Genomic DNA, 26,931 nt, shown 5'->3' with positions numbered 1-26,931 from the left:
CTTGCTGGAATTAACTCGATTTGGGGCGGATTATAGCAGCAAGCATCCGCTTGGGGGAGAGAAGTCAACGACGCTCATCGCTGAGCAGGCCATAGGCCCTGTCATCCACCCAAAGATCGCCGATACGGAAGTTGTGCCGCAATATTCCCTCAAGCTCGAAGCCACATTTCTCCATGACCTTGGCCGAAGCCAAATTGTCATTGGCGCAGTGACCGATGAACTTGTGAATATTGAAGCTCAAACAGCCCCAATCTATTACCCCGCGCAGCGACTCTGTGGCATAGCCCTTCCCTTGCATATCCGGATGCAACAGGTAACCTACCTCGGCCTGCGCCAGCTCAGGATCGACACAGTAAAAGCCGGTCAAGCCGACAAAGCAGTCGCTGCCCAGTTCTTCAATCACCAGCGTCAGCCAATCCCCGGACTCGTAACGCCAAGGCTGGCTTCGCTGCTCAAACTTGGCTTTAATCTGCTCCTGCGGCTCCGGCTCACGTACAAAGCGGCCCACCTCAGGATCGCAATGCAGCGCCAGAAACGCCGGCCAATCTTGCGCCGTCAGAGTCCTGAGCCTGAGTCTATCGGTATAGATTTCTATCACTTGCTTAACCCGTGCTTAATCGCGACTGGTGACTTCAAGCAGGTGAAAACCAAAAGCGGTTTTGACCGGCCCCTGTACTTCATTAAGCGGCGCGCTGAATACCACTTCATCAAACTCACGCACCATCATACCCGGGCCGAAAGAGCCCAGCTCACCGCCTTGGGCTCCTGAAGGGCAGGCGGAATGTTTACGGGCCAACTCGGCAAAATCGGCGCCATCGATAATCTGTTGCTTCAAGCTGGCACATTCCTCTTCGGTCTTTACCAGTAGATGTCTTGCTATTGCCTGCACCATAATTTGCTCCTCAGTAATCTTGGCCAAGTGGCCTTTTTCGGTGGTTCACCGAACAAGGCCAGCCAGTATAATATCATTCTGTGTCAGAAGTTAACTGACACAACAATAATGGCAAGCCTTGAATTGAAAATGAAAAACGCCGTCTGATGGCGGCGTTTTGAGTTTGCTTATCAAAGACTCGACTTAACTCTGGTCTCAGGCTGATGCTTTCTGCTTCAGCTGTTTTTCTATCCAGAGATCTATCTTGGCTTCCATCACCGCCATGGGTAAGGAGCCAGTGGTGAGAATTTGATCGTGGAAGGCCTTGAGATCGAAGTCGTTCCCCAGGGCTTTCTCGGCCCGGGCTCTAAGCTCCAGGATCTTCAGCTGACCGACTTTATAAGACAGCGCCTGACCAGGAATTGCCATATAGCGCTCCACCTCGGCGATAATGTCGCTTTCTGCCAGCGGAGAGTTGTCTTTCATATACTGAATCGCCTGTTCACGGCTCCAGCCCTTGGCATGCAGGCCGGTATCCACCACCAGACGCATCGCCCGCAGCATTTCATCCGAGAGCTTGCCGAAATACTGGTATGGGTCTTCAAACAGCCCCATCTCTATTCCAAGATATTCGGCATAGAGGGCCCAGCCCTCTTCAAAGGCGGTGTAACCGCTGAAACGCTGGAACTCAGGCACGCCCTGCAGCTCTTGCTTGATGGCTATTTGGAAGTGGTGACCCGGCGCCGCTTCATGCAATGACAAAGTGGTCATGCCCCACTTGGGCTGAGCTTTCAGGTTATAGGTGTTGATGTAAAACACCCCTGGACGACTGCCATCGACGGCCGGTGCTTCATAGGAGGCTCCGGCGGCCGATTTTTCACGGAAGCTTTCAACCGGCTTAACTACATAGTCGGCCTTGGGCATCACATTGAAGTAGCCGGGCAGTACGGCATTGATCTTGTCCTTGAGCACCATATAGCCGTCAATTAAGCCCTGCTTGTCACTGAAGAAGTACTCTGGCTCGGATGACAGTGAAGCAAAGAAGGCCTTGAGATCACCTTCAAAACCCACTTGCTGGCGCACCTTGTCCATCTCATCGAGGATCCGCGCCACTTCCTTGAGGCCGATTTGATGAATATCGTCCACCGCCATAGTGGTTGTGGTATGGGCATTGGCCAGATGTTGATACCAGACTTTACCGTTAGGCAGCGCCCACCAACCGTCAGTGGCCCGCGAGGCTGGCAGATAGGTTTGCTCAAAATATTGCTTGAGTGAGGCGATAGCCGGCAGCAACTCTTGGCTGATCATCTGTTGATATTCCTGCTCAATCAAGGCACGCTCGGCGGCATTGAAGCTCTCGGGCATCTTGGTCACCGGGGCGTAGAAGATACTGTCTTGAGGCTTATCCACCAACTGTGCTTGCAACTGAGGGATAAGCCGCTCGACCAATACCCGTGGCAGCACAACCTTGCTGGCAATGCCCTCATCCATACGCTGTTTCGCCAGCTCAGTCCATTTGACAAAACCTTTCACCCTCTGCTGCCAGTTGGCGTAATCCTGCGGGGTATTGAAAGGCTGGGCACTCTCACCGCTGCCAAGCTGCACCATGGTAATCACTGTGCTGTAGAACTGGCTTATTGGCATAAAACGGCTGGGGAAGGTTTCATCCACCAACGCCATGTCCCTGTCATAGACAAACATGTCGTAACTGAGTTGCAACTGTTCGGGCAAGGCTTGTCTATCTATGGTCTTGGCCTGGGCGGCGTAGCGGCTATTGAGTTCATGGCGCTGTTTGAGGTAAGCCTCGGAGAGGTCACCACCGAAGGTATCGTTATAATCATTGACCCCAACAAAGGTAGCATAGATGGGCTCAAGCTTGAGGTAGTCCTTGAAGAACTGATCCACCATGGCGAGATAAGCCTGCTCTGCCGTTTGTGCCATTGCCGCAGCGGGCTGTTGCTCCGCCTGTGGCTGAGTCACCAAAGTGCTCTCCTCTTTGGAGCAAGCGCTCAACGCCAAAATAATAGAGCACAGCAAAAACCCTTTTTTCATTGTCGTTATTCTCCTGTCACAACTCAGTAGATGGATTGGTTAACTATACTTGTAGCAGTCACTAGCTCGGAGCCAACCCATGATTTATTCCTTCAGTAACTCGGGTTTCAGGGATCCGGAAACCGGGGTCTATAACCGGACCTATTTTATGGAAGTCTTTCACCGTGAATGGTATCGCCATCTGCGAGATCACCAGAGTCTGGCGCTATTGTATCTTTGCCCTCACATACATGAAACAGTTAACCAACCTCACCTGCTGGAATTCTTTGCCAAACAGGTGCAGGAAGCCTTGCTGCGCAATACCGATCTACTGGGGCGCATGAACCACCATCTGTTCGCCCTTGGTCTGTTCAACGTCGATAAAATGGGGACAGAGAAAGTGATTGAGCGAATTAATGAAAAGCTCAAGGCCTTCAGCGAAGAGTACAGCAAATTTCATCATCTTCGGCTGGATTATCGCCTGGCGGCCTGTATTTGCTTACCCAACAAAGAATTGAAACCCGAAACCCTGTTTATTGACGTCGAAACCTTGAGCCATCAGTTGGAAGAGCAGGACAGCGCCCTTTCAAGGGTCAAGGAAGTTCATTGACACTCAGACAATAAAAAAGCCCCTTGCGGGGCTTTTCACTGACATCACATTAGAGCGAAACGTTGTGGATCCGCGCTTTCTCTTTTATGTATGACAGGTAGCTGGTGGCGCTACGTGCAGTCTTGGAATCCTTGGAGGCCAATTCGGCACGGCGGTAAGCCGACTTATAGTCTTTCAGGTTCAAGTAGGCCAGTGCCAGCTCAAACTGAGCTTCGCCTGGGTTTTGCAGTCCGGCATCCAGCGCTTGCTTGAATACCGGAATCGCTTCCTTGAACTGCTGATCCAAGGCCAGCAGACGGCCTTGTTTCAGGTACAGCTTGCCATCGTTACCGGCAGCAGCTGCTTGACCATAATAGGCCGCGGCCTTCTTCAGCTCCTTGGCGTTGTGGAAGAAACCGGCCAACATAGACAGGTTTTTCTCATTCTTTTCGATAAGCCCTTGTTTCATGTGCTTCTCGAAAATCACAGCGCCGCGATAAGCCGAACCTTTGGACGCCAACAGTTGCGACAAACGAGTGATGTTATCAGCGGTTTCCAGGAAACCGTTCTGATAGGCCAGATCGTAAGTCACTGTTGCCTTGTCGAAGTCCTCGGTCAGCAGATAGAGCTGAGCCAACTGAACCCAAAGACGCTTATCGTCCTGAAACAGGGGTACCATAGTTTCCAGAACACCAACCGCTTTCTTGTACTGCTTGAGGTTGAAGTAAGCCTGGAACTTAAGCTGATAAAGGTTCTTGTCAGGCTTTTCCGCCAGTGACAAACCTTTGTCCGCTGTTTTCAGCACGTTTGGATAGTCTTTCAATTCTGTATAGGCAATACCGATACGACGGTAGACCACAGGATCTTGCTTACAGGAGAAGTCCATCCACTTGTTATAGTAGGTGATAGCTTCTTTAAACTTCTTCTCCTGCAGCAGCAGATCCGCATACAACTTCAGCGTTGCACTGTGGTCGGTTCCGCCGAGGATATCGGCTTCTACCGCCTGTTTCAGGTACTTGATGGAGGTGCCCATCTGACCTTTTTCAGCGTAGAAGTTACCCAACATACGGGCGATATAGGCCTTGTCGAAGTCGTTACGGGCATTGGCTTCCAGCAATACGGCGATTGCTTCGTCCAGATTACCGTCCTGATAGGCTTCAAAGGATCTCTGCACCTTTTTGGCAGCAGTTTGACCCACAGCCTTGGCCTGACGCTGGTCGATAGGACACTTCTCAGCGGCCTGGGCGATTGGCGCCATCAGCACTGCACTGCCTGTCAAAGTCAACAGCATGGCTGCAGCAAGCTTATTCACTTTTTGCATCTTATCTGTCTCCTTGGTTCAGGGTGAAGTCCAGCTGAACTGTCATACCGGGTTGCTTCATCGGCTTACCGTCAACAATCTTCGGCTTGTACTTCCACTTCTTCAGTGCACGAACCGCGTCACGATCAAAGATCCTTCTCGGTTCAGCCTGGATAACTTCAACATCTTCAACACCACCGAGTTCGTTGATGGTAAAGCGAAGTTGTACCCAACCTTCTTTACCGTCACGCGCCGCAGCAATGGGATACTGAGGTTCAACCCGCACTATAGGTGTTGCATCACCGTCACGGGTCATCATGTTGCCCAGCTTAAAGCCTGTGCTTGGACCGCCTGCTTCTACTCCACCCATATTGAATGACATATTGGTATCAATATCAGAAGAGCTATCCGGTGGCGTTTCCGCTGGCTTCGGTGGCTGTTCTGGTGGTGGGGGTGGCTTAGGTGTCACCCTTGGTTTCTTCTGTGCCTTCGAATCCTGCTTGTCCATTGTGATCTCGATAACTGGCGTTTCGGCTGAGGTGTCGCCACGTTGTGCGCCACCTCCGACCAGGAATGCCATAAACCAGAACAGACCAAAAGTCACAGCAGCACCAATAATGATAGATACTAGTGCTCTTAACATATCAGTCGTTCCCCGCAGATACCGAGACCTTATCAATACCAGCAGCCTTCACCTGATCCAGTACCTTAACAACCAAGCCGTGTTGGGCTTCTTTGTCTGCCTGGATCAGAACGGCGGCTTCTGGTGCCTCCGCCAACATACGTTCTACGTTAGCGGTTACTCGTTCAATATCAACCTGACGGTTTTCCATCATGATCACGCCGGTTTTGCTGACGCCGATAAAGATGTTCGCCGAAGGTTTTGAAGTCGCTGTAGACGCCTTGGGTTTGTTGTAGTCCAAACCGGATGGCTTCACAAACGAGGTGGTCACAATGAAGAAGATCAGCATGATGAACACGATGTCGAGCATCGGGGTCATATCGATCTGTGCTTCCTCTTCTACACTGGAATGCTTCTTACGTGCCATGTTCAATCTCTCTCTAGTGGTGTGGCAGGCTGTCTTTCAGCTTTTCCAAGCTGATTTTCATCTTGGCGTCCAAACGAGTGCTAAAGAACACCCCGGACAATGCCGCGACCATACCAGCCATAGTTGGCATAGTGGCCATAGAAATACCAGCTGCCATCAGACGAGCATTACTCGTCCCCTGAACTGCCATAACATCGAACACTGAAATCATACCTGTCACTGTACCCAGCAGACCTATCATAGGACAGATGGCTACCAGTGTTTTGATGATCAGCATACGTGCATTCATATCTTGCTTCGCTTGGGATACCCAAGCTTCACGGATACGGTGTGCATACCAGGAAGTCGTTTCCTCCCTGGCATTCCATGCGGCAATAATGTCTTTATGATTCTTTGGTGATACCCAGTTCAGATACCAGAATCTTTCAAGCATCAATACCCACATGAGAAACAGCACCGCCGCAACAAGCCAGAGGACGTCGCCTCCGGAGGCCATGAAGCCCCTGACGGAATCCCAAATGTCCATCAGGTATAGCATCATTAGTCAGCCCTCTTCTCTGCGTGTTCAGCAATGATACCGGCACTTTGCTCTTCAAGGATTTGAACAATAGACTTACTGCGAGCCACAACGATGGCATGACACAACATCAGTGGCAGAGCCGCAATCAGACCCTGTACTGTAGTAACCAGTGCCATAGAGATACCACCGGCCATCAGTTTTGGATCGCCAGTACCGAACAGCTGGATGCTCTGGAAGGTTGCAATCATACCGGTTACGGTACCCAGCAGACCCATCATAGGAGCGATAGCCGCCAATACTTTGATGATGGAGATACGTGTTTCCAGCGCTGGTGTTTCTTTCAGGATGGCTTCATCCAGTTTCAACTCCAGAGTCTCAACGTCAACATCTTTGTTCTCTTGGTACACTTTCAGTACACGGCCCAGAGCGTTGTTACCTGGGTTGGCAACATTCTTGGCCTGAGACTTAACACGGGCACCGATAACAGTCAGAGTAACCAGACGCTCCAGAGAGATCAGCAGACCCAGAGCCAGCAAGGCAATGATGATGTAACCAATGGTACCACCGGCCTCGATACGGTCTTGGAAGCTGGCCTTCTGAGTGAAGATGTTCAGCAGAGTACCGCGGGCAGGGTCAACATACAGCTTGGCTGTACCTGAAGTGGTCTTTTCGAAGTCGGCGATAGGCTTAACCTGATAACCTTCAGGCTGCTGTGACAGCTCCTGGATCAAACCCAGCTCGTGGTTCAGAACCACGTACTTGTTGTCAGCCAACAGGTTAAAGGCACCGATACGGTAGATGGTGGTGTTTTTCACGTTACCATCAATGTCGGTTACAGAACCTTCGAACTTAACCACTTTGCCAGACTCGGCCATTTCGAACAGTTGCTCTTCCCAGAAGCGCTCCAGTTCTTCAATCTTAGGCAGTTGCTTACGGGCACCCAGGTCCTGAACGAACTTGTCACGTCCTGGATACTGAGCACTGACGTTGGAGTTGATCAGCTTGCCGGCGAAATCGCCTGCTTCACCTTTAACCACACCAAACATTTCACCCAGGTCACCCTGAGCGGTTTTCAGATCTTCTTCGAGCTGAGCTATCTTACGCTCGTTATCGAGGAAGGCCTGGTTCAGGTCTTTACCACGCTGAGTTTCAGCAGCCAGCGCATCTTTTTCACGCTTCAGCAGCGCAGCCTTGTCGCCACGCTCGGCTTGGAACTCTTTCTCACGCTTGGCGTTGATTTTACCTTGAGCGGCACGCTCAACTTTAACTTGCTGCAGCAGTTGGTCAATCGTCTTAGGCGCCTCGGCGGCACTGGCCATACCGGCAGACAGTGAAAAACTGGCAGCAACGACGGCGGTAGTGATTAGCTTTTTCATTATTGTGCAGCCTCCGCAGCTGGAATTGGTAGTGCGAACAGATCCAGAGCCCCTTGTTTACGGGCGATACGAATACCCTTGGTGATGTCACGCAGGTAGCTGTCATCCAGCTTATCCCAGCCCTTGGTTTCAGGGTTGTACATCCAGGCAGTCTTCTGGTCCAGGCTCTGAGCGTACAGAGCTACGCGGCCCAAGCGGAAGAAATCAACCAGCACTTCTTTACCATCAAGATTCAGCTTACCGGTTTCAACGTCAACAAAGCTGCCGTATTCACGCTCGATGCTGTAAGCATCCAGGATCAGACGGAACTTTTCAGCCAGAGTCACTTCGGCAGTGTTAAGCAGGTCTTTGAGGTTTTTAACGCGCTGTGCACGGTCTTCAGATTTAAATGGCAGATCCAGAGCCACGAATTGCTCCAGTGCATCAACCATCTTAAACATCAAAGGAACAACACCCTGACGCAGTTTGTCTACACCATTGATATCGTCCTGAATGGATTTCATTGTGGCTTCCTGATCAGCGACCAGTCCAGCCAGATAATCATTGTAGGCTTTGAGAGATTCACGCTCGTCAGCAACGGCGGAATATTCGAAAAGCATATCTTGAGCCTGGTCAAAATACTTATCGATCTTCTTCTGTGACGCAACGGCGTCTGACTGCAGACGACCCGCGGCTTGTTGCGCGTCGGTAAGAGGATCTGCAACGACTAAGTTGCTGCTGGCGAGTGCCAGCGCGCCAACAAGCGCAGAAGCGATTTTTGTTCTATTGCTTACCTTGGACATAGTTCCCAACCAATTTGAAGTGATTAAAAAGGTTTAACTTTTCAGCAACAGTGCCCCGAATATCCCTATTTCAACGGCAGGTGGTGCTATCAAGTATGTCTTTCTCTTGTGATTGTTAGTTTTTTATCTTCCCTTTCCTATGCCCCTGAAGGCATAGACCCGCTGGCATCATTTCACAAAATGTTGACCTGTGTCAACATTTGAAATGAGACGAAAACGCTGGAAACTAAGGCTAACTGTGTGATTAATCATCAATGGCTTTTTTTTACATTTAGTGATCAATTGTCAGCCCTCTTCTTGAACGGTGAATAGCGGTAAAAACAGCACCAGCTAATATTTAACCTTATGATTTATATATAATTAAAAAGCATAAGTCGGTGCGTTATGTTTTATCAATCTTGAAAGAATTCAATTCTGTCGAGCGATGGCAATACACTTTTTCCAAGTGATTACTGTCCTTGGGAAAGCGGTTTAACCACAAAGCCGTCTCCCCTGCTCTCTTGCCATGAAATCAATTGGCAGTCCGGGTCGATTCCAGTTGTTACGCAATAGTGTTTTGTCAATTTGCGACTATGTCTTACTTATATAGAGAGTTTAAAAAGTAAAAACCCCGGAAGGTATCCCGGGGTTTCATTCAATGAAGCTGACTTAATTCATCCAAAGATGAAATCTGCCATTAGAACTTCATGCTGGCACGAACGAAGAAGTAGCGGCCCAACATATCATAGGTATAAGGGTCAGTATTCGAGTCGTTGTTACCTGTGTAGTATGGAGGCTCTTTGTCGAACAGGTTGTTGACACCACCGGATACGCGGATGCGGTCGGTGATATCGTAAGAACCCGACAGGTCATGGTAAACCACACTGTCAACTGAAGGCGCGTAGCAGCTGCCATCGTCGTTCTTACAAGCAAATGAATCCATACCGTCTATATAGCGGGCTTCATAAGTGACAGTCCAGTCATCACCGGCTGCTGTGATATTCAGGTTGCTCTTGAATTTGGCATAAGCACCCACACCACCTGTGATGTAACCACGATAGTCAACCGCATTACCATCCGGGTCAAACTCTTCATACTCGCTCAGGATAGAGCTGTCCCAGCCGGCTTTCCAGTCCAGACCGAAGGCATCGAATACGTAGGCAACGTTGATATCGTAACCTGAGCTGAGGTATTGGTAGCACCTATGTTCTGCAGACCGTTATCGAACTTGATACGACCACTATTGTCGATTTCGATATTGGAAGACTGACACAGCGCAGTGCCTGTGTTGATCTTGTTGCCACCGGCATCCAGACACTGGTTGGCAACATAGTTGTTGTCAACTGAAGTAATAGTGTTGGAGATCTCGATGTCATAGTAATCGACGGTCAGAGACAGACCTTCTACAAAGCTTGGTGAATACACCAGACCCAGAGTAGTGATATCAGCTTCTTCAGGGGTCAGCATTTCGTTACCACCAACAGTCACTTCAGCCTGGTCCTGATCGGTGGCAGGGTGAACTATCTGTTCGAACGATGGTGACTTACCACCGTACAGTTCATATACAGTTGGTGCACGGAAGGCTGTAGACATACCACCGCGGATCATCAGGTCATCATATACACGCCAAGTCAGACCCAGTTTCCAGGTAGTATCATCACCGAAAGTGCTGTAGTCGAAGTAACGCATAGCAGCACTCAGATCCACTTGTTGTGCCAAAGGCAGCTCGCTCAGCAGTGGGATTGCCAATTCTGCGTAGAATTCGTTAACGCTGAAATCACCGGCAGTTGGCTCAACACGAGGATCGTTTGCCAGCCCCTGAGAAGTCAGGGAATCCGGAGTATAATGAGCCGCTTCTTTACGGTGCTCATAACCCGCTGCAAAGCCCATCATACCGGCAGGCATTTCAAACAGATCGCCGGACAGAGTCGCTGCAATCACATCCAACTCACTGCCACCGCTGTTCACTTCGGTATAGATGTATGGCTTGATGCTCTCACCTTCCCATGAAGATTGCAGGAAAGGATCGAAAGTGCCTTCGAGTACCGCAGCGTTGATGGAACCTAAGTTGTGCAGGTTAGCCAGAGTATCGGTTGAGTCGTTCTTACCTTTGTTATAAGAAGCATCCCAGGTCCAGCCGTTTTCAAACTCACCTTCCAGGCCAACAACGATACGTATGGTGTCTACTACCTGGTCAAAGTCACGGGTACCGGATTCAACCATACGACGACCATAAGCCAGTTCTTCACCTGGCTGAACCCAAGGCAGCAGGTCATCAGTCATCCAGCCGCCGGCTGATTTTGGATTGTAAACCCAGGCATCACCGTTCCAGATTGGCTGAGGCGCCATCTGCTGATTGGACCAACGCTTGGAGTACATGGCTTCGGTGAAGAAGCGAATAGATTCGGTCAGTTCATAAGTACCGGCCATGGACAGGTTCAAACGCTCCATTGGCGTCGACAGATAGCTGTCCTTGGCGTAGTTGTATCTGTCAGCATCACCGAACTCGTGGTAGGTACCACCCAGGCCACTCAGATCGGCCTCAGACATGCCATCAAAGTACTGGAACTTTGGCTTGCCTTCACCGTTATCAACATATTCACCATAGTAGCCCTTGTCACCTATGGCATAAGCACCTTCAGGTCCGGTGCCAACAATACCAAAGTTGTTGTCACCCCAGACATGGCCGCCTTGAGAGTAGCTACTACCGCCACAGTACAGGCTACGGTCCCCTTTTGGACCTGTCTCTGCAATCGGACAGTTGGAGAAATCGCGATCTGCCTGGCTGGCATCACCGCGCTTGGTGTACTGAGCATTAACTACGATATTACCTTTCTCGAAGGTATTACCCAGAGTCATGTCGATGCTGGACTCGTCGGCATCGCCTTCTCCGGAAATACCGGTCTGAACGTTGATTTCAAAACCGTCGAAATCTCTTTTCAGAATGATGTTAACCACACCGGCAATCGCATCGGTACCATAAATGGCAGAAGCACCATCTTTCAGTACTTCGACACGCTGGATCATGGAAACTGGGATAGTGTTAAGGTCAACAGAAGAAGCTGCACCGGTACCGGATGCAATCATACGACGACCATTCACCAGAACCAGAGTACGGTTGTCACCCAAACCACGCAGGTTGATACGAGAGTTACCGCCTGAGCCGTTGTTGATACCGGCGTTGGTCATGGCGCCACCGGCAGAGGTCATTTTCTGTAGAACGTCATCAATGTTAACGGCACCTGACGCTATGATAGATGAAGCATCGATCACGCTAACAGGGCTTGCTGTTTCCATATCGGTGCGCTTGATGCGAGAGCCTGTAACCTGAATACGCTCTACATTGTCAGCACCTTCTTCGGCCGCCAAAACGGTTGGAGCGCTAAAAGCAGTCGCTGCAACACCACCAACCAATGCCAGACGCACTGCGTTGGTTAACGAATTATTCTTATACATACTTATCTCCCTTTCGACATCTTGTGTCTTGGTAACGGATCCGAATGCTTTGCCCGGATCCTTTAGTTGCTTGCAGGTAGACATAAGTTAACCGGCAACAATTTCACGCAAATAAAATCACATAACAAACATTTTATCAACATTTGAAACGTTAATATTGCATATAAAATTAACAACAAAAGAGAGAAGGTATTATTTCACTGAGCTTGAATATAACGGCTATCACAGCAGTAGTAGGTATTTGGGGTAGTGTTATAACTTGTAACGGCCTGAAGTAAGGGGAGTTTATCGCGATGCCTTTTTCCACCAGAAACGTAACACATGTGTTACATACCTCTTTCTGGAAAGGAGTGTGAATACTTGTGTTTTTCCAATAAAAAAGCGCCTTTCGGCGCTTTTTTGAACAGCTCAATCTGTAATCAGAGGGTATAGCGAATACCTATTGCAATGCCATCATCTTCAGACAATTCCATCGCAGCCTCTTCGGCGCCCTTGAAATCAGAGAAGTCTTTACGACCTTCAACATACAATACGGTATTGGCATCCCATATATAGTGAACACCCATAACCACAAACTGACGCTTGAACACATCACCACCGTAAGCCTGCTCGTAAGCATCGCCGGCGTTCAGTAAGTTGTATGAGACAAAGGTACGAATATCATTGTCAAAGCGGTACGAAACCAGAGTTTCAACACCATAAGATTCAGGGATCAGACGCCCCAGATTATCTGTATCGTGGAACTCGTTCTTGTTGACGTTGGCAGCGGCATACAAACCTTGATTATCCCAACCACCCCAAGTAATACCTGCACCATAGATATAGTCAGACTCGGAGAAAGTACTGCCATCTGCGCGGGTCGCTTCAAACTCACCATAGTTATAGCCAGCCATCAGGCTGAGATCTTTGCTGACCGCATAGGTCAAGGCAATGCCATAGGTGTTGTTGAATTCCACCTTGGTGGCGGTTCCGGCAGTCGCAGCAGTGCCGGTAACAGGCGCATGATCCCTTGGCGGGAACGGGTTGGTACCTGAACTTTCATCCATCAGGAAGTCATCGTGCTTCAACTGAGTCTGGATGGCAAAACTAAAATCGCCAAAGCTGTTGCGATACTGAACTGTCTTATCACCACGACCGGTACCATTGATGGCGCCATCATCCTTGTTATAGGTATAGACACCGGCAGCGTTACCATCCCACACAAAGCCATAGTTGGTGTTGTACACCACGTCATACCAGGCGCCCCACTGTTTACCTATGGTCAGGGTGCCGTACTTGTCGTGAGAAAGTCCCGCATAACCAAGACGATTGTAGAAGAAATCATCCTGGACTGATTCAAACTTGCTGCTATAGACAATATCGCTGTTACCGAATGGGTTGACACCCCATTCAAGCATCACAAACGCATTCCAGCCGTGGGTCAGCTCACGTTCAAAGCCAAAATTGATCCTGGAAGCACCATTGACGACTTCCGTTTCACCCTGAGTATTGATTACTCGGGCATCAACGAAACCGCCGATAGAGACTGCATTTTTTTGATCTTTGTAGATTTCAATAGCTTGAACCGATGGAACGGCCAAGAGTCCTGCCAGGACGGATGCGATGAGAGTCTTGTTCATTTGCTGTTAACCTTAAGTGTTTTCAGTCTGCCTACCCCATTCCGTTGTTTTATTTCCTTCCAAGGGTGGCGAAGATTAGCAAAAGGTCAGTAAAGCGGCAAAGACAAAAATCACATTTTTTATTAGTTTTACCTTAAAAAAAACCACAAGAACCGATAAAACCCAGCAATAAAACCATTTATTAACCTTATTAACTTTTTGAAACAAATTAAGCGTCAGATTAAACTCATTTGTCCTGTGCTGATTGATGTGAAATTTTCTTTCATTATGGAAAGTATTGGATCGGCTATCGGCTTAATCTGTCTTTCGATGTAGTAGTCATAATCAATGGCTGAACGTCTGAGGGAAACAGCTTCGGGGCCATTGATTGTTACCAGATAATCAATCCGGGTGCCCAAACGGCCATAACGAGGGTCGCCGGTCTGCTCCAACAGTTGTCTGGCGGCCTTGACATGGGGTGATGCTTTGGCCTGATAGGCATCCAACTTACGCCTTAGCCGCTTGGAGAAAACAAGCTCACTATCATAGTCGCCGCGTTTGAGCGCTTCTATTTCTGTGGCCAGAAAGCCCACCACATCCAAGCCATTGAACATGCGCCGGTACAGCTCGTACTGCACTCGTCTGGCCAGGGGACTCCAATCACTGCGAACCTGCTCCATGCCTTTGAAGATGATATCCAACTGACCTTGACTATTGCGGCTGGCACCGACATAGCGCTTTTTGGAGCCTTCTTCCGAATCTCTGAGGGTGGGCATCAGAAACTGTTCATAATGGCGCTCAAACTCGAGTTCCAGATGACTCTGCAACTGAAAATGCTCCGCCAAATGCTGTTGCCACTTGGCGGTTATCCTGGCAGCCAACTCCCTGCCGAAGGCTTGCGGATCTGTTATATCATGCTGCTGTCCCAGCCAAACAAATGTCGAATCTGTGTCGCCATAGATGACACTCATGCCTTCGTCCTCAATCCAACGTTTGGTCTGCTGCATGATTTCATGGCCGCGCATGGTAATTGAGCTTGCCAATCGGGCATCGTGGAACACACAGCCCCGAGAGCCCAGTACCCCATAAAGCGAATTCATGATGATCTTGATTGCCTGAGACAGGGGAGCATTGGCTTGGGCCTTGGCGCTTTCCCGCTCTTGGGCCAACTTGGCGATAAGCGTTGGCAAGATAGGTTGTTTGCGACTGAATCTGGCACCGAGAAAGCCGGGAACCGTCTCAACTTCGGGTTCACCCATGCCCTGCACCAGCCCCATGGGGTCGATTAAAAAAGTACGGATAATCGAAGGGTATAGACTCTTGAAGTCCAGCACCAGAATGTCCCGGTAAAGGCCCGGAATGGAGTCCATCACATAGCCGCCGGGACTCTCCAGACCATCACTGGCCGGTGCTGCCGGCGCCACAAATCCGCCGCGGTGCAAGTGTGGCAGGTAGAGATGATTGAACGCCGCCACCGAAGCCCCTACCCGGCCAAACTCCAACCCGGTCAGCTGCGCCCGGGCCAAAGCAAAATTCAATAGATCGGTTTTATCGAAAATATCCAGTACCAGACGGCAATCGGTCAGATTGTAGTGGGCCAATGCCAATTTATCCTCTTGAAAGAGGTGGCTTATCTCCTGACCGCGATCTTCAACTTTATCTATCGCCTTGCCCTCATTCAAGAGTGCGCGGGAGACGAACTCGAGCGAATAGCGCTCAAACTGATAGAAGGCGGCCTTGAGCCAGTCTATACCGTCCAGCACCACTCTCCCGGGCAAGGAGAGGGTTTCCGGTCGATACTTGCCTTCCACCAACCAGGACATGGGCATGCCTGCGCGCCCAAGCCGTGCTTCAATACCATGATGGGCGTATCGTCGGCTCAGCAGTGCCAGGTCGAAATTGACAACCGACCAACCTATGATGATGTCCGGATCCCAGATACTGAACCAGTCAACCAAAGCCTGCAACAGGGCTGCTTCATCCCTGACCCAGTGGATATAGTCAGGCCCGTCCTGGGCTTGGCCTATCATGTACACGCGCTGAAACAGCTCTCCTTCGCGGTCACGACCGTAGAGTCCGGCGGAGTAGAGTTCACCCTGCATGCTGCATTCAAGATCGAGGGAAATAACAGCCAGACCTATATTGTTCAGCGAGGCTTTCCTGGCGCGACTGGCAACAAACCGCCTCAGCGCACCGCTTTCCTCGCTGAAATAACCGTAAAACTCGGCATCGAGCGCAATAAAGCGTTCAATCAAGAAACGCTGCTGGGGTTTAAGATCGGCTTCATACAAAGGCATCCCCTGATCCTGGGCCTGCTTTTGCAGCAACCGCATCTGTTGCCGACTGCGACTGTAAAGCGCTGCAACCTTCTCTTTGGCGAAGTTTCTCAACGCCAGCGGCTGGGCCCTCACCTGGCTTAAACCCTGGCATAAAACCGCCGCATCCTGCTCTTTGGCAAAGCAAACTTGTTCCTGCCCCGGCACCTCAACCAACACAGGCCCCAACTCGGTGGCCAAATAGTACTGCAGGCATAGCCCCTCGTCTCTCTGAGCCAGATGACGGGTAAGAATACGGCCCTTAAGGGTTTGCGGCGTGTTTTGGGGCATGAGTCGGGACAATCGCGTTTTAGAGGTTTATTAGCATAAGAAATTACTGGTAATATATACAGGATAATTTTCCAGAACCGAGTCTCATGCTAGCAGCCCATGTAAAGACCCAGATCCGTGAGATCTACAAGGACATTGCCTCTGCACTGCCCAACTTCCGTTCCCGCCGGGAACAGAATTATATGGTGGCGGAGATCTCCAAGACACTTGCCGGTGAATACGACAAGCAGCGGCGCATCATGGTGATTGAAGCGGGAACAGGTATAGGTAAATCCCTGGCCTATATTCTGGGAACCATTCCCCTGGCGCTGGCCAGCAAGAAAAAAGTCTGTATTGCCACCGCGACAGTGGCGCTGCAGGAACAGTTGCTGCATAAAGATCTGCCGTTTTTTCTGCAACACTCCAAACTCAACTTCCGTTTCGGTCTGGTCAAAGGGCGTCAGCGTTACGTGTGCCTGGCTAAGCTTGAGATGTTGGTCGGTGATGGCAACGGCAGCCAGATGGCCATGTGGCAGACCAAGCCTGATACCTCACAGGTTGAGCAGTTGCAGGCGCTGCTCAAAGACTATCAGGATGGCCGCTGGAATGGTGAGCTCGATACCCTCAAGACACCGCTGCCGGACCACCTGTGGCAGCAGATAGCCTGTGACAAACACAGCTGTCATCGCCAACTGGCCAGTCACAGCCACTGCCCCTTCCACAAGGCCCGCGAAGATATTGACACCTGGGATGTGCTTATTGCCAACCATAGTTTGTTACTGGCCGACCTTGAGCTGGGTGGCGGTGTGATTCTGCCGGATCCGGAAGAAGTCTATTACGTTATCGACGAAGCCCATCACCTGCCGAATGTAGCCAGGGATTTCTCCAGCGCCCAGGCCACGCTCAGGGGCGCCTGTGATTGGCTGGAGAAAGTCAGCAAGACCACGGCCAAACTGCAAAACCAAATAAAGAGCAACAATATCATCGCCCCGGCGCAGGCGATGCTGGATCGCATCGAAGAATTAACCGGTCTGCTGAATCAGGTTGCCCACTACTGTGATACCCAACCCAAACTCTTTGCCAACCCGGAAAACCGCCTGCGGTTCGAACATGGCAAGCTGCCGGACGCCCTGTTGATTCAGGCGGAAAACCTGGCCACGGCCTCCAACGATGCCCTCAAGCAATTCAACAAGATGCAGGCTATCCTCAGCGAAAGCGTCAAGGATGGTGAATTGCCAAGGCATCAGGCGGAAGCCCTCTTGAGTGAAACCGGCTTTATGATGCAGCGCCTGGAAAACCTGCAAAAGCTCTGGAAAATGATGGCCAAGGAGGACAGTCCCAAAGGTGCCCCCACCGCCCGCTGGATTGAAGCCCTCAGCGGCAAGCAGCAGGACTACCTTTTCAGTGCATCGCCAATCGAAGTCGGCTATATGCTGGAACATATGTTGTGGGAAAAAGCCGCCGGCGTCGTGCTATGTAGCGCCACCCTCAGAGCGCTGAACCGCTTTGAGCATTTTGCCTATCAGGTTGGCCTGTCACTCAATGATGGCAGTCGCTACCTGGCGCTGCAATCTCCTTTCGATTTTGAAAACAACGCCACTCTCTACCTGCCGAAAATGCGCACCGAGCCAACCGAAGACGCCTACACAGAAGAACTCGCCAGCCAGATAAAGCAGTTGGTGGAGGGGGAAATGGCCACTCTGGTGCTGTTTGCCTCATACTGGCAGATGGAAAAGGTGGCCGATCTACTGCGCAACAAGCTGGTATCCGAACCGCTGATCCAGGGCAGTGCCCCACGCCAACACTTGCTCGAGCAGCATAAGCAGAAATGTGACAAGGGCGAGCCCAGCATTATCTTTGGTACCGGCAGTTTTTCCGAGGGGCTCGACCTTCCCGGCGACTACCTGACCAACTTAATAGTGACCAAGCTGCCGTTTGCCGTGCCCACCTCGCCGGTAGAGCAGGCCCATGCTGAATATGTCAAAATGAAAGGCGGTAACCCGTTTTTACAATTGACTATTCCGGATGCGTCACGGAAACTCATCCAGAGTTGCGGCCGCCTGTTGCGAAAAGAGCAGGACTATGGCCGAATAACCATATTGGACAGGCGTTTGGTAACCAAAAGATACGGGTCGTCGCTGCTCGATGCCCTGCCGCCTTACCGCCGCGTTATCGAATGATGCGCTCAATCAGGATGTAAAGTGGATATTCTGCTCGAACCCAGCAGCTGGGCCATATTGGCCGCAGTCGGCCTGCTGGCCGGATTTATTGATGCCGTAGTCGGTGGCGGCGGCCTGTTGTCCATTCCCGCCTTGCTGACCGTGGGCATGCCGCCTCATCTGGCGCTGGGGACCAATAAACTGGCGGCCTGCTTCGGCTCTTCCATGGCGGCATTTACCTACTACCGCAAGCAGTTGCTGACGCCAAAGTTCTGGCTGTTCGCCTTTATTGCCACCGCCGTAGGCGCCGTTATCGGCAGCATTGCCGTTTATCTCATAGATACCCGTTGGCTGGAAAAAATTCTGCCATTGCTTATTATCGCAATCGCGCTCTATTCGCTGTTTTCACCCGGAGCCATGGGCTGCAGCCAGTGTAAACCCGTCACCGAAACGCCGGCGAAACATAAACAGATACTTCAGGGGCTGGGGCTTGGCGCCTATGACGGCTTTGCCGGCCCAGGCATTGGCGCCTTTTGGGCAGTCAGCTCGACCGCGCTTTACCGCTTGCCCTTCCTGCACAGCAGTGCCTTGGCCAGAGCGATGACTTTTGTCAGCAATATCACGGCATTGATGATTTTCCTGCTGCTAGGTAAGGTGCACCTTTTGGTTGGTGTGGTGATGGGCTTGTGTATGATGCTGGGTTCTTATATCGGCGCCCACTCGGCTATCCGCTTTGGAATGCCGTTTATCAGGCCACTCTTTATTGCTATCGTGGTGCTTATCGCCGCCAATCTAGCCTGGAGTGCCTGGTTTTGAACACCAACCAACTGGTACAACGCCTGCGGGAACAACTCAGGCAGTTGGAGCAGGAAGTGCTGCAGCATGATGCCTCTTTGCCACCGGCGCAGCGCAAACTGCTGCAGGATACAGAACGCTTCAACAGCGAACTGTTTATTCAGCATGGTGCCCAACTCTATCCCTGCGTGGAACAGCTGCACAAGAGCATAGATCAGCTAGAAAAACAGTTACGCCATCAGTTGGCCCAACACACTATCGCCTTAAGCTGCGAACGCATTCAGGACAGGTTTGTCGCCCTGAAACGGGCCTTGGGAACCACAGGTCTCAACGCCAGGATCCAGAAGCTGCAGCAGGCCAGTAAACGGCAAAGCTACCAACAACGTCAGGGCCGCCGGCATCAGGAAAGTGGTTTTGGCTGGATCGCCGCAGGTGTTATGCAAAACAGCCATCAATTGTACGAAGAGCTGAACAAACATCTGAACTGGGCCAAAAAAATAGAACAAAAGATTGAACAATTGCAATCAAAGCTTGAAAACTGTCATAGTACTGACAAAATCCCCGTCCAGAATGACATCCTTTTGATGCATCGCCGCCTCGGTAAGTGTAGGCAGGCGATCAGCTATATTGAAGATCGCATTCAGGCATTTGAACGTCCGCATCAGAGTTACAATCGTTAAGGAGCAACAATGAAACTACGCTTGACCGCCTCGGCCCTACTGGCCCTGCTCAGCACTTCCTCGGTATTTGCGGCCAATCTGACCATCCCTATGTCTTTTGAGTATCTGGCACTGGATGGCAAGGAAATTGAAACCAGCAACTTCAACCACAAATCTGAGCTGGCACTGTCCGAAGGTGTCCACAAGATTGCCATTCGTTATCATGACATGATCGATGACGAGTTTTCCGACAGTCAGAGCTTCGTTAAGTCTTCTCCTTTCATTCTGACCCTGAAAGCCGAAGGCGACAACGAGTACATCCTCAAGCCTGCCGATGGTGACTACGTCAAGAAGCCCAAAGAGTTTGCCAAAACCCCTCAGGTCGTCATTACCCGCGCCGATAAGGGCCAGGTCAACTACCAGGTGGAACTGACTCAGCTGAAAGAAACCTCGTTCCTGTCGCAACTGTTCAGCGGCAACAATGGCCCTGATGTTGAAACCGCAGCCGCTGCCGTAACCGCAGGCAACATGGCAGCCAGTCAACCGGTAGCACCTGTATCCAAGCCATCCCCCGTCAGCGCCATGACAATGCCAAGCAATGCTCCTCAGGCTGCCGGCCAAAATGGTGACAGTGCCGCCCACGCTCAGCAAATGCTGCAGTACTGGTGGTTACAGGCCGATGAAGCGACTCGCAAAGAGTTCATGAGCTGGGCCATCAAACAGCTCTGATAGATGATCCCTTTGGTATATCACGCCAGCTATTCCAGGCTGGCGTTACCATCCCGGCACAGATTTCCCATCAGCAAATATCAACGCCTGTTTGAGTACCTGTGCCAAACTCCATTTTCCGGGCAATTCAACCTCTGTTCTCCAAAGCCTGCAAACCAAACTGCCCTCGCTTCTGTGCATTGTCCTCAATATGTTGCCGGGTTTATTCACAATCGACTGGATCCCAAGGCGATGCGCCGCATAGGTTTTCCCTGGAGCGAACATCTACTGACGCGGACACTGCACTCAGTCGCGGGTACCGAGCTTGCGGCGCGAAAAGCGTTCGAGCACGGCATAGCGCTGCATATCAGCGGCGGTTACCATCACGCTCACCAGGACTTTGGCAGCGGTTACTGTATTTTCAACGATCTGGTCTATAGTGCCAGACGCATGATAAACCAAGGACTGGCGGACAAGGTTCTGATTATCGACTGCGATGTCCATCAAGGCGATGGTACAGCCACCATGACAGTCGGCGATGCGAATATCATCAGTTGCTCAATACACTGCCGGCAAAACTTCCCCGCCCGTAAAGCAGACTCTCACTATGATATCGAGCTTGAAAAAGACGCTGGTGATGACGAGTACCTCTCAACGCTGGAACAGATACTGCCTTTGCTGATCTTGACTCATAGACCGGATCTCATTCTTTATGACGCCGGAGTCGATGTGCATGCTGAAGATGAACTCGGCTTGCTGCAGCTCAGCCTTGAGGGCATATTCAGGCGGGATATGAGCGTATTGCGTCATGCCAGAGACGCTGCAATACCAATAGCCTGTGTCACGGGAGGCGGATACTGCAAAGACCCTCTACAATTAACACTCAGACACAGTCAGTTATTTCATGCCGCTGCTATGCTATATCGCTAAAGGCTACAAACCAAATGCTATAAACCAAGCGTAATGCAGCAAAACTTTGGGGAGCGTCACCTATGCAGTTAGAGATCCGCAACTACTACGAAGTGATGTTAATGGAAATCCTCGCCGAAGAGGGATTAATGGACGAGCTGCCGGTCGACTATGTGGCCGATCTGGCTTGTATCACGCTCAATCAACTACCAGTGCGCTACATTCACCATTTGGTAGACACCTATTTCTACGGTGACTATCAAGAGCAAGCTAGAATGCGCAACGAAATCTACCAGGCATTAGAGAAATCGCGCGCGTTTTTGAAATCCAAACTGCCCCCGAAACTGGAAACCGACCAGCAAGCGCAGGGGTAGCACAGGCCCAGTTATCAAGAAACACGGACAACTCTGGGTTTGAGCCTTACCAGCTGAAATAAAGTCGCCGCTCTGCGACTATTCTTTTATTTCTTGGCTGCCTTGTTTTGGCCGTTAACGAGTTGATAGCCAAGCCATCTCAGTCCATGTAGCCAGCTGTTTATACCAAACAAAGTGTTAATGGTAGCCATTGGCGCTTCTTCGCTATAGAGGGGCCGCGCTTCTGGCGCATCAAATATCGTGTCAGGAGTAACAGAGATAGGGGTGAAAATCGGCTTTAGCTAGACTCAAAGTGGACCACCTTGTGGACCCCTTAGGTACTTTCAGCACTAACCATTTGAAAAGGTTTGGAATTGGAGGTTCCCCCAGAGCCACACCCCGGCACATGAGTCACTTGCTACGGTTGCTCCCTTCCGGGCCTGGCCGGGTTCACAAGTTATCATTGCGGGGGGACCCTGGGGTCACCACAGATTTGCAGCCTTGCTGCAACGCCGGGGATTATCCATCATGGCCCCGCCGGGATCAAGGGAAATTACTAAGGTTTGCCCTCTGTGGCATTCAAGTGAACATAAGATAAACAAAAACTTGTGTTTATCTCTGCCCTTCAAAGTACCAACAGATGTTTATTCTGCTCGACCAGTTTGGCGCCGATACCCGTGACTTGGGTCAACTCATCAATGGATTTGAATTTACCTTGGCTGCTGCGATATTCAACAATCGCTTTGGCCTTGGCCTCACCTATCCCTTTCAGTAACTGCAGCTCAGATTCCGAAGCGGTATTAATGTTGATTTTATGAACCTGCGCTTGGCTGGCTTGCGGCGTTTGTGGGGTTTTGTCTTTAGTGGGCTCTCCGGCGTATAGGGGAGAACTCAGGGTGGCTGCAAGTAGCAAAGCATAGAATGGTGTTTTCATATAAGACTCCTGTCATTTGTTAAGGCCGGTATCCCTTTCCTTGGCCTTAAAGAAATGTAGACCAGCGCACGAATATTGCCAAATTATTGCAACTAGACATTAGTACAATAAGTTAATGTGATCAGTATCACCGTTTTAAACTTTCATTCTCTTTCAGCAATATAAAGGCCGTGCTCCTTAGTTAACCGTTTGAAACAAAAAAACGCTCAAAGGCGATCAATTTAGGGTGATACGGCTCTCACATTTGCTATTTTCGTGATAGATTCCTCATGCAAATGTAGTGGGCATGGTAGTTAACTTACCCAAGAAAGCCCTTTGCCAAATGTGAGCTATGCCCTAAATTGCTTGCCATAAAAACAAGACGAGGAAGTTGAGAATGTCTTTAGAACAAACGGAAAGCTTACCCCCTTCGCAGACAGAGAAGAGCACACAACAACGTAACATGTTGATCTTGGCTGCAGATATCCTGCTGCTTTTTCTATTGCACAGCTTTTTACCTTTTGAACCCGGGATAAATACCGGTCTGTCTATCTTGGTATTTGCCGCTGTGCTCTGGCTTACGGAAGCCATTCATCTGAGTATCACGGCGATACTCATTCCGGTTCTGGCGGTATTTTTCGGTGTATTTGAAACCAAAGCTGCCATGAGCAACTTTGCCAATCCAATTATCTATTTGTTTTTTGGTGGCTTTGTATTGGCTGCTGCCCTGCACCATCAAAAAATCGATACCCTTATCGCCCAAAAGGTACTGCTGGCTTCCAAAGGTAAACTCAGCATCGCCTGTATGATGTTGTTTGGGGTAACCGCATTGCTGTCTATGTGGATCAGCAACACGGCCACCGCGGCCATGATGTTGCCTCTGGCACTGGGGATCTTGCAGCAACTGGATAAAGAGAGCCAGCACAACACCTATGTCTTTATGCTGCTGGGTATCGCTTACTCGGCCAACATTGGTGGCATAGGCACTCTGGTAGGTAGTCCGCCAAACGCCATCGCCGCTGCCCAGGCCGGCTTGAGCTTCAGCGACTGGCTGGAGTTTGGCCTCTTGACCGTGGCTTTGATGTTGCCAACCATGCTTATCGCCCTGTATCTGTATTTCAAACCGGATCTGTCGGTGGAATGTAAACTGGATATCGAAGATCAAAAACTGAGTTTCCAGGGAAAACTGACTCTGCTTATTTTCCTGGCCACAGTTTGCTGCTGGATCTTTAGTCAGCCTCTATCGGCCGCCCTTGGCGGTATCAGCCAGTTTGACACCATAGTCGCTCTTTCTGCAGTGGTTTTGCTGGCAGGTCTTGGCTTGGTTGGTTGGAAAAAAATAGAAAAAACCACCGACTGGGGTGTGCTGATACTGTTCGGCGGCGGTCTGACCCTGAGTGCCGTACTGAAAGCCACGGGTACCAGCGTCTTCCTGGCCCACTGGATGACGGACATCTTCGGCAGTACCCATATGTCGCTGTTCGTGTTTGCGGTCATTTTCTTTGTGGTGATGCTGACCGAGTTTGCCAGTAATACCGCCAGTGCCGCCTTGCTGGTACCTGTGTTTGCCGCTATCGCCGAAGCATTGGGGCTATCGCCCGTAATGTTGTCGGTGCTCATAGGTATTTCGGCATCCTGCGCCTTTATGCTGCCGGTGGCCACGCCACCCAACGCCATAGTCTACGGCTCAGGCTACATAAAGCAGTCTGAAATGATGCGTGCCGGTATTATCATCAACTTCATCAGTATGTTGGTGCTCTATATCATAGCCCACACCTTCTGGGGCATTTGATTCTCTTAAGCCCGAAAAACAAGGCGAGCCATGCTCGCCTTGTCTCTTTTAACTGATCACTGTCAATGCCTGCTCCAGATCGGCTATCAGGTCATCCACATCTTCAAGCCCGGCCGATATTCGCAGCAGGCTGTCACCTATGCCGGCTTTAAGACGCGCCTCCTGGGTATAGGGTGAATGGGTCATGGACGCCGGGTGCTGAATAAGCGACTCACAATCCCCCAGACTCACGGCAATTTTGAACAATCCCAGTCGATTGACAAAGGCCATGGACTGCTCCAAATCGGCCTTAAGCTCAAACGCCAACACCCCACCGGCCCTGCGCATCTGCGAGCCGATAAACTGATGGCCCGGATGGGAAACCAACCCGGGATAATGTACCTTGGCCACGGCGCGATGAGATTCGAGATACTGCGCCAGGCGCTCGGCATTATCGCAATGACGTTCGAGTCGTACCGAGAGGGTTTTCAGGCCTCGCAAAATCAACCAGGCATCGAAAGGCGATAGCACGGCACCAATATCTTTTAGCTGTTGTTGCTTGATGGCCGTTATCGCCGCCTGTGAGCCACAGATGATACCGGCAATAACATCGCCGTGGCCATTGAGATACTTGGTGGCGCTGTGAACCACAAGATCGATTCCCAACTGCAGTGGCTGCTGCAGCAGCGGCGTCATAAAGGTGTTGTCCACTATGCTGGTCAGTTGATGGCGCTTGGCGATAGCGGCTATGGCGCGGAGATCATACACGGCCAGATGCGGGTTCACCGGGGTTTCGCAGAAAATCACCCGGGTGTTGGGGCGAATAGCCGCCTCGACGGCCGCGAGATCGGCAAAATCCACCAGAGAAACCTCAATACCGAAGCGGGCAAACTGCTCTGTCATCAATGAAAAAGTACAGCCATAGACGGCTGAGGAAGCCAGCAGATGATCGCCACAGCTCAAGTATGCCAGCAAGGCCGCCGATACCGCGCCCATGCCGGACGCGGCAGCAGCAGCGGCTTCAGCGCCTTCAAGCAGCGCCAGACGCCGCTCAAGCTCGGCAACCGTCGGGTTACCCAAGCGGGTATAGATATAGCCCTCTTCTTCACCGGCAAAGCGGCGACCACCGCTTTGGGCGGTATCAAAACAGAAGGTGGCACTCTGATATAAAGGCGACACCAGTGCCCCGGAAGGCTCGCCCGAGAGGCCGCCATGAATAGCCAGTGTGGCTGAGTGCAGTGCTTTTGGCTGCTTGTGTTGCATGCTTAACTCCCCATGTCAGTCCGACCATCCCTTATATTGTTATTCGGCTTCTCGCCCGGGATGATTCAGTTGTCCTGGCACCAACATACTGAGTCAGCAAGACTTGCCCAAATCGGCAAGCAAAAATCATTACTCCTTGGTTGTAAAATCTTTGTTACGTTCGGTTTTTCTGGCCAGCACAGAGGCTGAAAAATCCTTCAGCTCCAACAGGAGTTTTTTGTGGATCCGCGACAGTTTGGGCTTGCTGGCACTGGAAAATGCCAGCGGCCGACAAAGCGCCATCGCCTGATAGCCAAGTCTCGCCGTCAACAAACCGCCACCCAGCCCCTGACCAAGCCGCGCCGAAAGCTTGCCGGACATCTCTACCGACAGCAATTGGGTACCCAAGTCGGTGGCAAGCTCTGTGGTGCCGGCATAGAGAATATTGACCAGGATCCCGCGGATCAGCCGAATACGGCTCCAATAACCCAGCTCTACCCCATAACAGCGAGCGATATCCTGGATCATCTTCTGATTACGCCAGAGGATCAGCGCCATATCCAAGACCGCCAGCGGGCTGGCCGCCAGCAATAGGGCCGATTCGGCCGCATAACGGCGCACCAGCTTCATACCAACCTTGTCGCGCTCGGTCAGCACTACCTGATCAAACAGCTGCAACTGCTCGGCATCATTCTGCTCCGGATTCAGCAGCGTCTGCAGCCTGTCCTGCTCTGGCCCCTTGGGCATCTGCTTGCAAATACCATAGATAAAGTCGCGCGCTTCGCCCATCTGCATACTGCCGAGCAGGCGTTGCCCGGTTTGCTGGGTATCTTCCACCTGGCGCAGGCGTTTGAGTTTGCGCCATTCCCCGAAACAAAGCTTGCCTACCCAGGCCAGCACCAAAGCGAGCACCAGGCTGTAAAAACCAAACAGCCAAGGGCTGTCGCGCCAGGCATCGACAAGACCGAGCAGTGTCTGCACCACGACCGCCGCCATCACGCCCAACAGAGCCAAGCGCGCCAACCAGGACCAGCGTTTGGGCTTGAGGGAGATGAGTTCATCTGCCTTGGGCTGTGCACTCAGCACTTGTTCCAGTTCGGCTTCTGTGGGGTATTCAACAAAGTCATCGCCTTGGAAATCCTTGGCCGCGGCCAATTCGGCGGCGGATTCCGGCTGATGACTGAAAATTCTCTGCGGCGCCAACTCTGTGGGTTGCGCTTCATCAGCGTGACTGCCGTTGCCGGCAGCATTATCAACATGCTTTTCTGAACTGTGTTTTGCCACGA

The 26,931-nt window shown here is 51.0% G+C and carries 22 protein-coding genes, 1 other RNA gene and 1 pseudogene; 8 read left to right on the top strand and 16 right to left on the bottom strand.

Annotated elements, in window-relative coordinates; translation table 11 throughout:
• Positions 1 to 64: 64 nt before the first annotated feature.
• The 3 genes from HCX89_RS06305 to HCX89_RS06295 form a co-directional block, all read right to left on the bottom strand.
• A complete protein-coding gene (locus HCX89_RS06305) occupies positions 65 to 598 on the bottom strand; it encodes a GNAT family N-acetyltransferase (protein ID WP_025887157.1) in 534 nt (177 codons plus the stop codon).
• A 15-nt stretch (positions 599 to 613) separates the two neighbouring features.
• Positions 614 to 892, bottom strand: a complete 279-nt coding sequence (locus HCX89_RS06300) for a peptidylprolyl isomerase (protein ID WP_167715383.1) — start codon at positions 890 to 892, stop codon at positions 614 to 616.
• Positions 893 to 1,087: 195 nt separating this feature from the next.
• Positions 1,088 to 2,923, bottom strand: a complete 1,836-nt coding sequence (locus tag HCX89_RS06295; RefSeq protein ID WP_107110616.1) for a DUF885 family protein — start codon at positions 2,921 to 2,923, stop codon at positions 1,088 to 1,090.
• Between the two features lie 79 nt (positions 2,924 to 3,002).
• Between HCX89_RS06295 and HCX89_RS06290 the strand changes: the two genes are divergently transcribed.
• Positions 3,003 to 3,512 carry a diguanylate cyclase gene (locus tag HCX89_RS06290; RefSeq protein ID WP_025011241.1) on the top strand — a complete coding sequence of 170 codons (510 nt, stop codon included), beginning with the start codon at positions 3,003 to 3,005 and terminating at the stop codon, positions 3,510 to 3,512.
• Between the two features lie 49 nt (positions 3,513 to 3,561).
• Here the strand turns inward: HCX89_RS06290 and HCX89_RS06285 are convergent, their stop codons facing one another.
• The 9 genes and pseudogenes from HCX89_RS06285 to HCX89_RS06245 form a co-directional block, all read right to left on the bottom strand.
• A complete protein-coding gene (locus HCX89_RS06285; protein WP_025011240.1) occupies positions 3,562 to 4,812 on the bottom strand; it encodes a lipopolysaccharide assembly protein LapB in 1,251 nt (416 codons plus the stop codon).
• A gap of 1 nt (position 4,813) precedes the next feature.
• Positions 4,814 to 5,434 carry an energy transducer TonB gene (locus HCX89_RS06280; protein WP_025011239.1) on the bottom strand — a complete coding sequence of 207 codons (621 nt, stop codon included), beginning with the start codon at positions 5,432 to 5,434 and terminating at the stop codon, positions 4,814 to 4,816.
• A gap of 1 nt (position 5,435) precedes the next feature.
• On the bottom strand, positions 5,436 to 5,840 hold the full coding sequence (locus tag HCX89_RS06275; RefSeq protein WP_025011238.1) for a biopolymer transporter ExbD: 405 nt from the start codon (positions 5,838 to 5,840) through the stop codon (positions 5,436 to 5,438).
• A 13-nt stretch (positions 5,841 to 5,853) separates the two neighbouring features.
• Positions 5,854 to 6,381, bottom strand: a complete 528-nt coding sequence (locus tag HCX89_RS06270) for a MotA/TolQ/ExbB proton channel family protein (RefSeq protein WP_081737208.1) — start codon at positions 6,379 to 6,381, stop codon at positions 5,854 to 5,856.
• A complete protein-coding gene (locus HCX89_RS06265) occupies positions 6,381 to 7,736 on the bottom strand; it encodes a MotA/TolQ/ExbB proton channel family protein (RefSeq protein ID WP_071237515.1) in 1,356 nt (451 codons plus the stop codon). Before HCX89_RS06265 ends, HCX89_RS06270 begins: the two co-directional genes overlap by 1 nt.
• Complete coding sequence (locus HCX89_RS06260; RefSeq protein ID WP_025011235.1) at positions 7,736 to 8,518, bottom strand: DUF3450 domain-containing protein; 783 nt, start codon at positions 8,516 to 8,518, stop codon at positions 7,736 to 7,738. Before HCX89_RS06260 ends, HCX89_RS06265 begins: the two co-directional genes overlap by 1 nt.
• Before the next feature lie 676 nt (positions 8,519 to 9,194).
• A pseudogene (locus tag HCX89_RS06255) lies at positions 9,195 to 11,953 on the bottom strand (TonB-dependent receptor).
• A gap of 419 nt (positions 11,954 to 12,372) precedes the next feature.
• Entirely contained in the window at positions 12,373 to 13,572 is a 1,200-nt protein-coding gene (locus HCX89_RS06250; protein WP_025887154.1) for a porin, read from the bottom strand.
• Between the two features lie 215 nt (positions 13,573 to 13,787).
• Entirely contained in the window at positions 13,788 to 16,157 is a 2,370-nt protein-coding gene (locus tag HCX89_RS06245) for a DNA polymerase II (RefSeq protein WP_167715382.1), read from the bottom strand.
• An 86-nt stretch (positions 16,158 to 16,243) separates the two neighbouring features.
• Here HCX89_RS06245 and dinG point away from each other — a divergent pair, with 86 nt between their 5' ends.
• The 6 genes from dinG to HCX89_RS06215 all read left to right on the top strand — a co-directional run bounded on the left by dinG (position 16,244) and on the right by HCX89_RS06215 (position 21,740).
• Positions 16,244 to 18,316, top strand: a complete 2,073-nt coding sequence (gene dinG / locus HCX89_RS06240) for an ATP-dependent DNA helicase DinG (RefSeq protein ID WP_025011234.1) — start codon at positions 16,244 to 16,246, stop codon at positions 18,314 to 18,316.
• A gap of 21 nt (positions 18,317 to 18,337) precedes the next feature.
• Positions 18,338 to 19,111, top strand: coding sequence for a TSUP family transporter (locus tag HCX89_RS06235; RefSeq protein WP_025011233.1), 774 nt, complete (start codon positions 18,338 to 18,340; stop codon positions 19,109 to 19,111).
• On the top strand, positions 19,108 to 19,770 hold the full coding sequence (locus HCX89_RS06230) for a primosomal replication protein (RefSeq protein ID WP_025011232.1): 663 nt from the start codon (positions 19,108 to 19,110) through the stop codon (positions 19,768 to 19,770). Before HCX89_RS06235 ends, HCX89_RS06230 begins: the two co-directional genes overlap by 4 nt.
• Before the next feature lie 9 nt (positions 19,771 to 19,779).
• Positions 19,780 to 20,478 (top strand): DUF2057 domain-containing protein, encoded by a 699-nt coding sequence (locus HCX89_RS06225; protein ID WP_025011231.1) that lies wholly within the window; start codon positions 19,780 to 19,782, stop codon positions 20,476 to 20,478.
• A 3-nt stretch (positions 20,479 to 20,481) separates the two neighbouring features.
• Positions 20,482 to 21,387 carry a histone deacetylase gene (locus tag HCX89_RS06220; protein WP_028780438.1) on the top strand — a complete coding sequence of 302 codons (906 nt, stop codon included), beginning with the start codon at positions 20,482 to 20,484 and terminating at the stop codon, positions 21,385 to 21,387.
• A 62-nt stretch (positions 21,388 to 21,449) separates the two neighbouring features.
• The gene (locus HCX89_RS06215; protein WP_028780439.1) at positions 21,450 to 21,740 is read left to right on the top strand and encodes a late competence development ComFB family protein; all 291 of its coding nucleotides are present in this window, start codon (positions 21,450 to 21,452) and stop codon (positions 21,738 to 21,740) included.
• A 362-nt stretch (positions 21,741 to 22,102) separates the two neighbouring features.
• Here HCX89_RS06215 and ffs read toward each other — a convergent pair.
• Together ffs and HCX89_RS06205 are read right to left on the bottom strand one after the other, a co-directional pair.
• Positions 22,103 to 22,199: signal recognition particle sRNA small type (gene ffs / locus HCX89_RS06210), an RNA gene on the bottom strand.
• A gap of 145 nt (positions 22,200 to 22,344) precedes the next feature.
• Positions 22,345 to 22,653 (bottom strand): helix-hairpin-helix domain-containing protein, encoded by a 309-nt coding sequence (locus HCX89_RS06205; RefSeq protein WP_025887151.1) that lies wholly within the window; start codon positions 22,651 to 22,653, stop codon positions 22,345 to 22,347.
• A gap of 376 nt (positions 22,654 to 23,029) precedes the next feature.
• Between HCX89_RS06205 and HCX89_RS06200 the strand changes: the two genes are divergently transcribed.
• Entirely contained in the window at positions 23,030 to 24,424 is a 1,395-nt protein-coding gene (locus HCX89_RS06200) for a DASS family sodium-coupled anion symporter (RefSeq protein ID WP_167715380.1), read from the top strand.
• A 48-nt stretch (positions 24,425 to 24,472) separates the two neighbouring features.
• On the opposite strand, the gene HCX89_RS06195 is transcribed toward HCX89_RS06200, so the two are convergent.
• On the bottom strand, positions 24,473 to 25,666 hold the full coding sequence (locus tag HCX89_RS06195; protein ID WP_167715378.1) for a PLP-dependent aspartate aminotransferase family protein: 1,194 nt from the start codon (positions 25,664 to 25,666) through the stop codon (positions 24,473 to 24,475).
• Between the two features lie 129 nt (positions 25,667 to 25,795).
• The gene (locus HCX89_RS06190; RefSeq protein ID WP_167715376.1) at positions 25,796 to 26,929 is read right to left on the bottom strand and encodes a YcjF family protein; all 1,134 of its coding nucleotides are present in this window, start codon (positions 26,927 to 26,929) and stop codon (positions 25,796 to 25,798) included.
• Positions 26,930 to 26,931 lie beyond the last annotated feature (2 nt).

It is taken from the genome of Shewanella sp. Iso12 (assembly GCF_012030025.1).
GTDB lineage: Bacteria > Pseudomonadota > Gammaproteobacteria > Enterobacterales > Shewanellaceae > Shewanella > Shewanella algae.
The sequence above is the reverse complement of the archived record's forward strand: the minus strand, read 5'-3'. Positions and strand labels throughout refer to the sequence as shown.

Coding starts and splice junctions, on each gene's coding strand:
- HCX89_RS06205 (WP_025887151.1), bottom strand. CDS start 22,653: ATGAAAACACCATTCTATGCTTTGCTACTTGCAGCCACCCTGAGTTCT.
- HCX89_RS06225 (WP_025011231.1), top strand. CDS start 19,780: ATGAAACTACGCTTGACCGCCTCGGCCCTACTGGCCCTGCTCAGCACT.
- HCX89_RS06215 (WP_028780439.1), top strand. CDS start 21,450: ATGCAGTTAGAGATCCGCAACTACTACGAAGTGATGTTAATGGAAATC.
- HCX89_RS06260 (WP_025011235.1), bottom strand. CDS start 8,518: ATGTCCAAGGTAAGCAATAGAACAAAAATCGCTTCTGCGCTTGTTGGC.
- HCX89_RS06245 (WP_167715382.1), bottom strand. CDS start 16,157: ATGCCCCAAAACACGCCGCAAACCCTTAAGGGCCGTATTCTTACCCGT.
- HCX89_RS06295 (WP_107110616.1), bottom strand. CDS start 2,923: ATGAAAAAAGGGTTTTTGCTGTGCTCTATTATTTTGGCGTTGAGCGCT.
- HCX89_RS06265 (WP_071237515.1), bottom strand. CDS start 7,736: ATGAAAAAGCTAATCACTACCGCCGTCGTTGCTGCCAGTTTTTCACTG.
- HCX89_RS06300 (WP_167715383.1), bottom strand. CDS start 892: ATGGTGCAGGCAATAGCAAGACATCTACTGGTAAAGACCGAAGAGGAA.
- HCX89_RS06285 (WP_025011240.1), bottom strand. CDS start 4,812: ATGCAAAAAGTGAATAAGCTTGCTGCAGCCATGCTGTTGACTTTGACA.
- HCX89_RS06250 (WP_025887154.1), bottom strand. CDS start 13,572: ATGAACAAGACTCTCATCGCATCCGTCCTGGCAGGACTCTTGGCCGTT.
- HCX89_RS06220 (WP_028780438.1), top strand. CDS start 20,482: ATGATCCCTTTGGTATATCACGCCAGCTATTCCAGGCTGGCGTTACCA.
- HCX89_RS06270 (WP_081737208.1), bottom strand. CDS start 6,381: ATGATGCTATACCTGATGGACATTTGGGATTCCGTCAGGGGCTTCATG.
- HCX89_RS06280 (WP_025011239.1), bottom strand. CDS start 5,434: ATGTTAAGAGCACTAGTATCTATCATTATTGGTGCTGCTGTGACTTTT.
- HCX89_RS06275 (WP_025011238.1), bottom strand. CDS start 5,840: ATGGCACGTAAGAAGCATTCCAGTGTAGAAGAGGAAGCACAGATCGAT.
- HCX89_RS06200 (WP_167715380.1), top strand. CDS start 23,030: ATGTCTTTAGAACAAACGGAAAGCTTACCCCCTTCGCAGACAGAGAAG.
- HCX89_RS06290 (WP_025011241.1), top strand. CDS start 3,003: ATGATTTATTCCTTCAGTAACTCGGGTTTCAGGGATCCGGAAACCGGG.
- dinG (WP_025011234.1), top strand. CDS start 16,244: ATGCTAGCAGCCCATGTAAAGACCCAGATCCGTGAGATCTACAAGGAC.
- HCX89_RS06195 (WP_167715378.1), bottom strand. CDS start 25,666: ATGCAACACAAGCAGCCAAAAGCACTGCACTCAGCCACACTGGCTATT.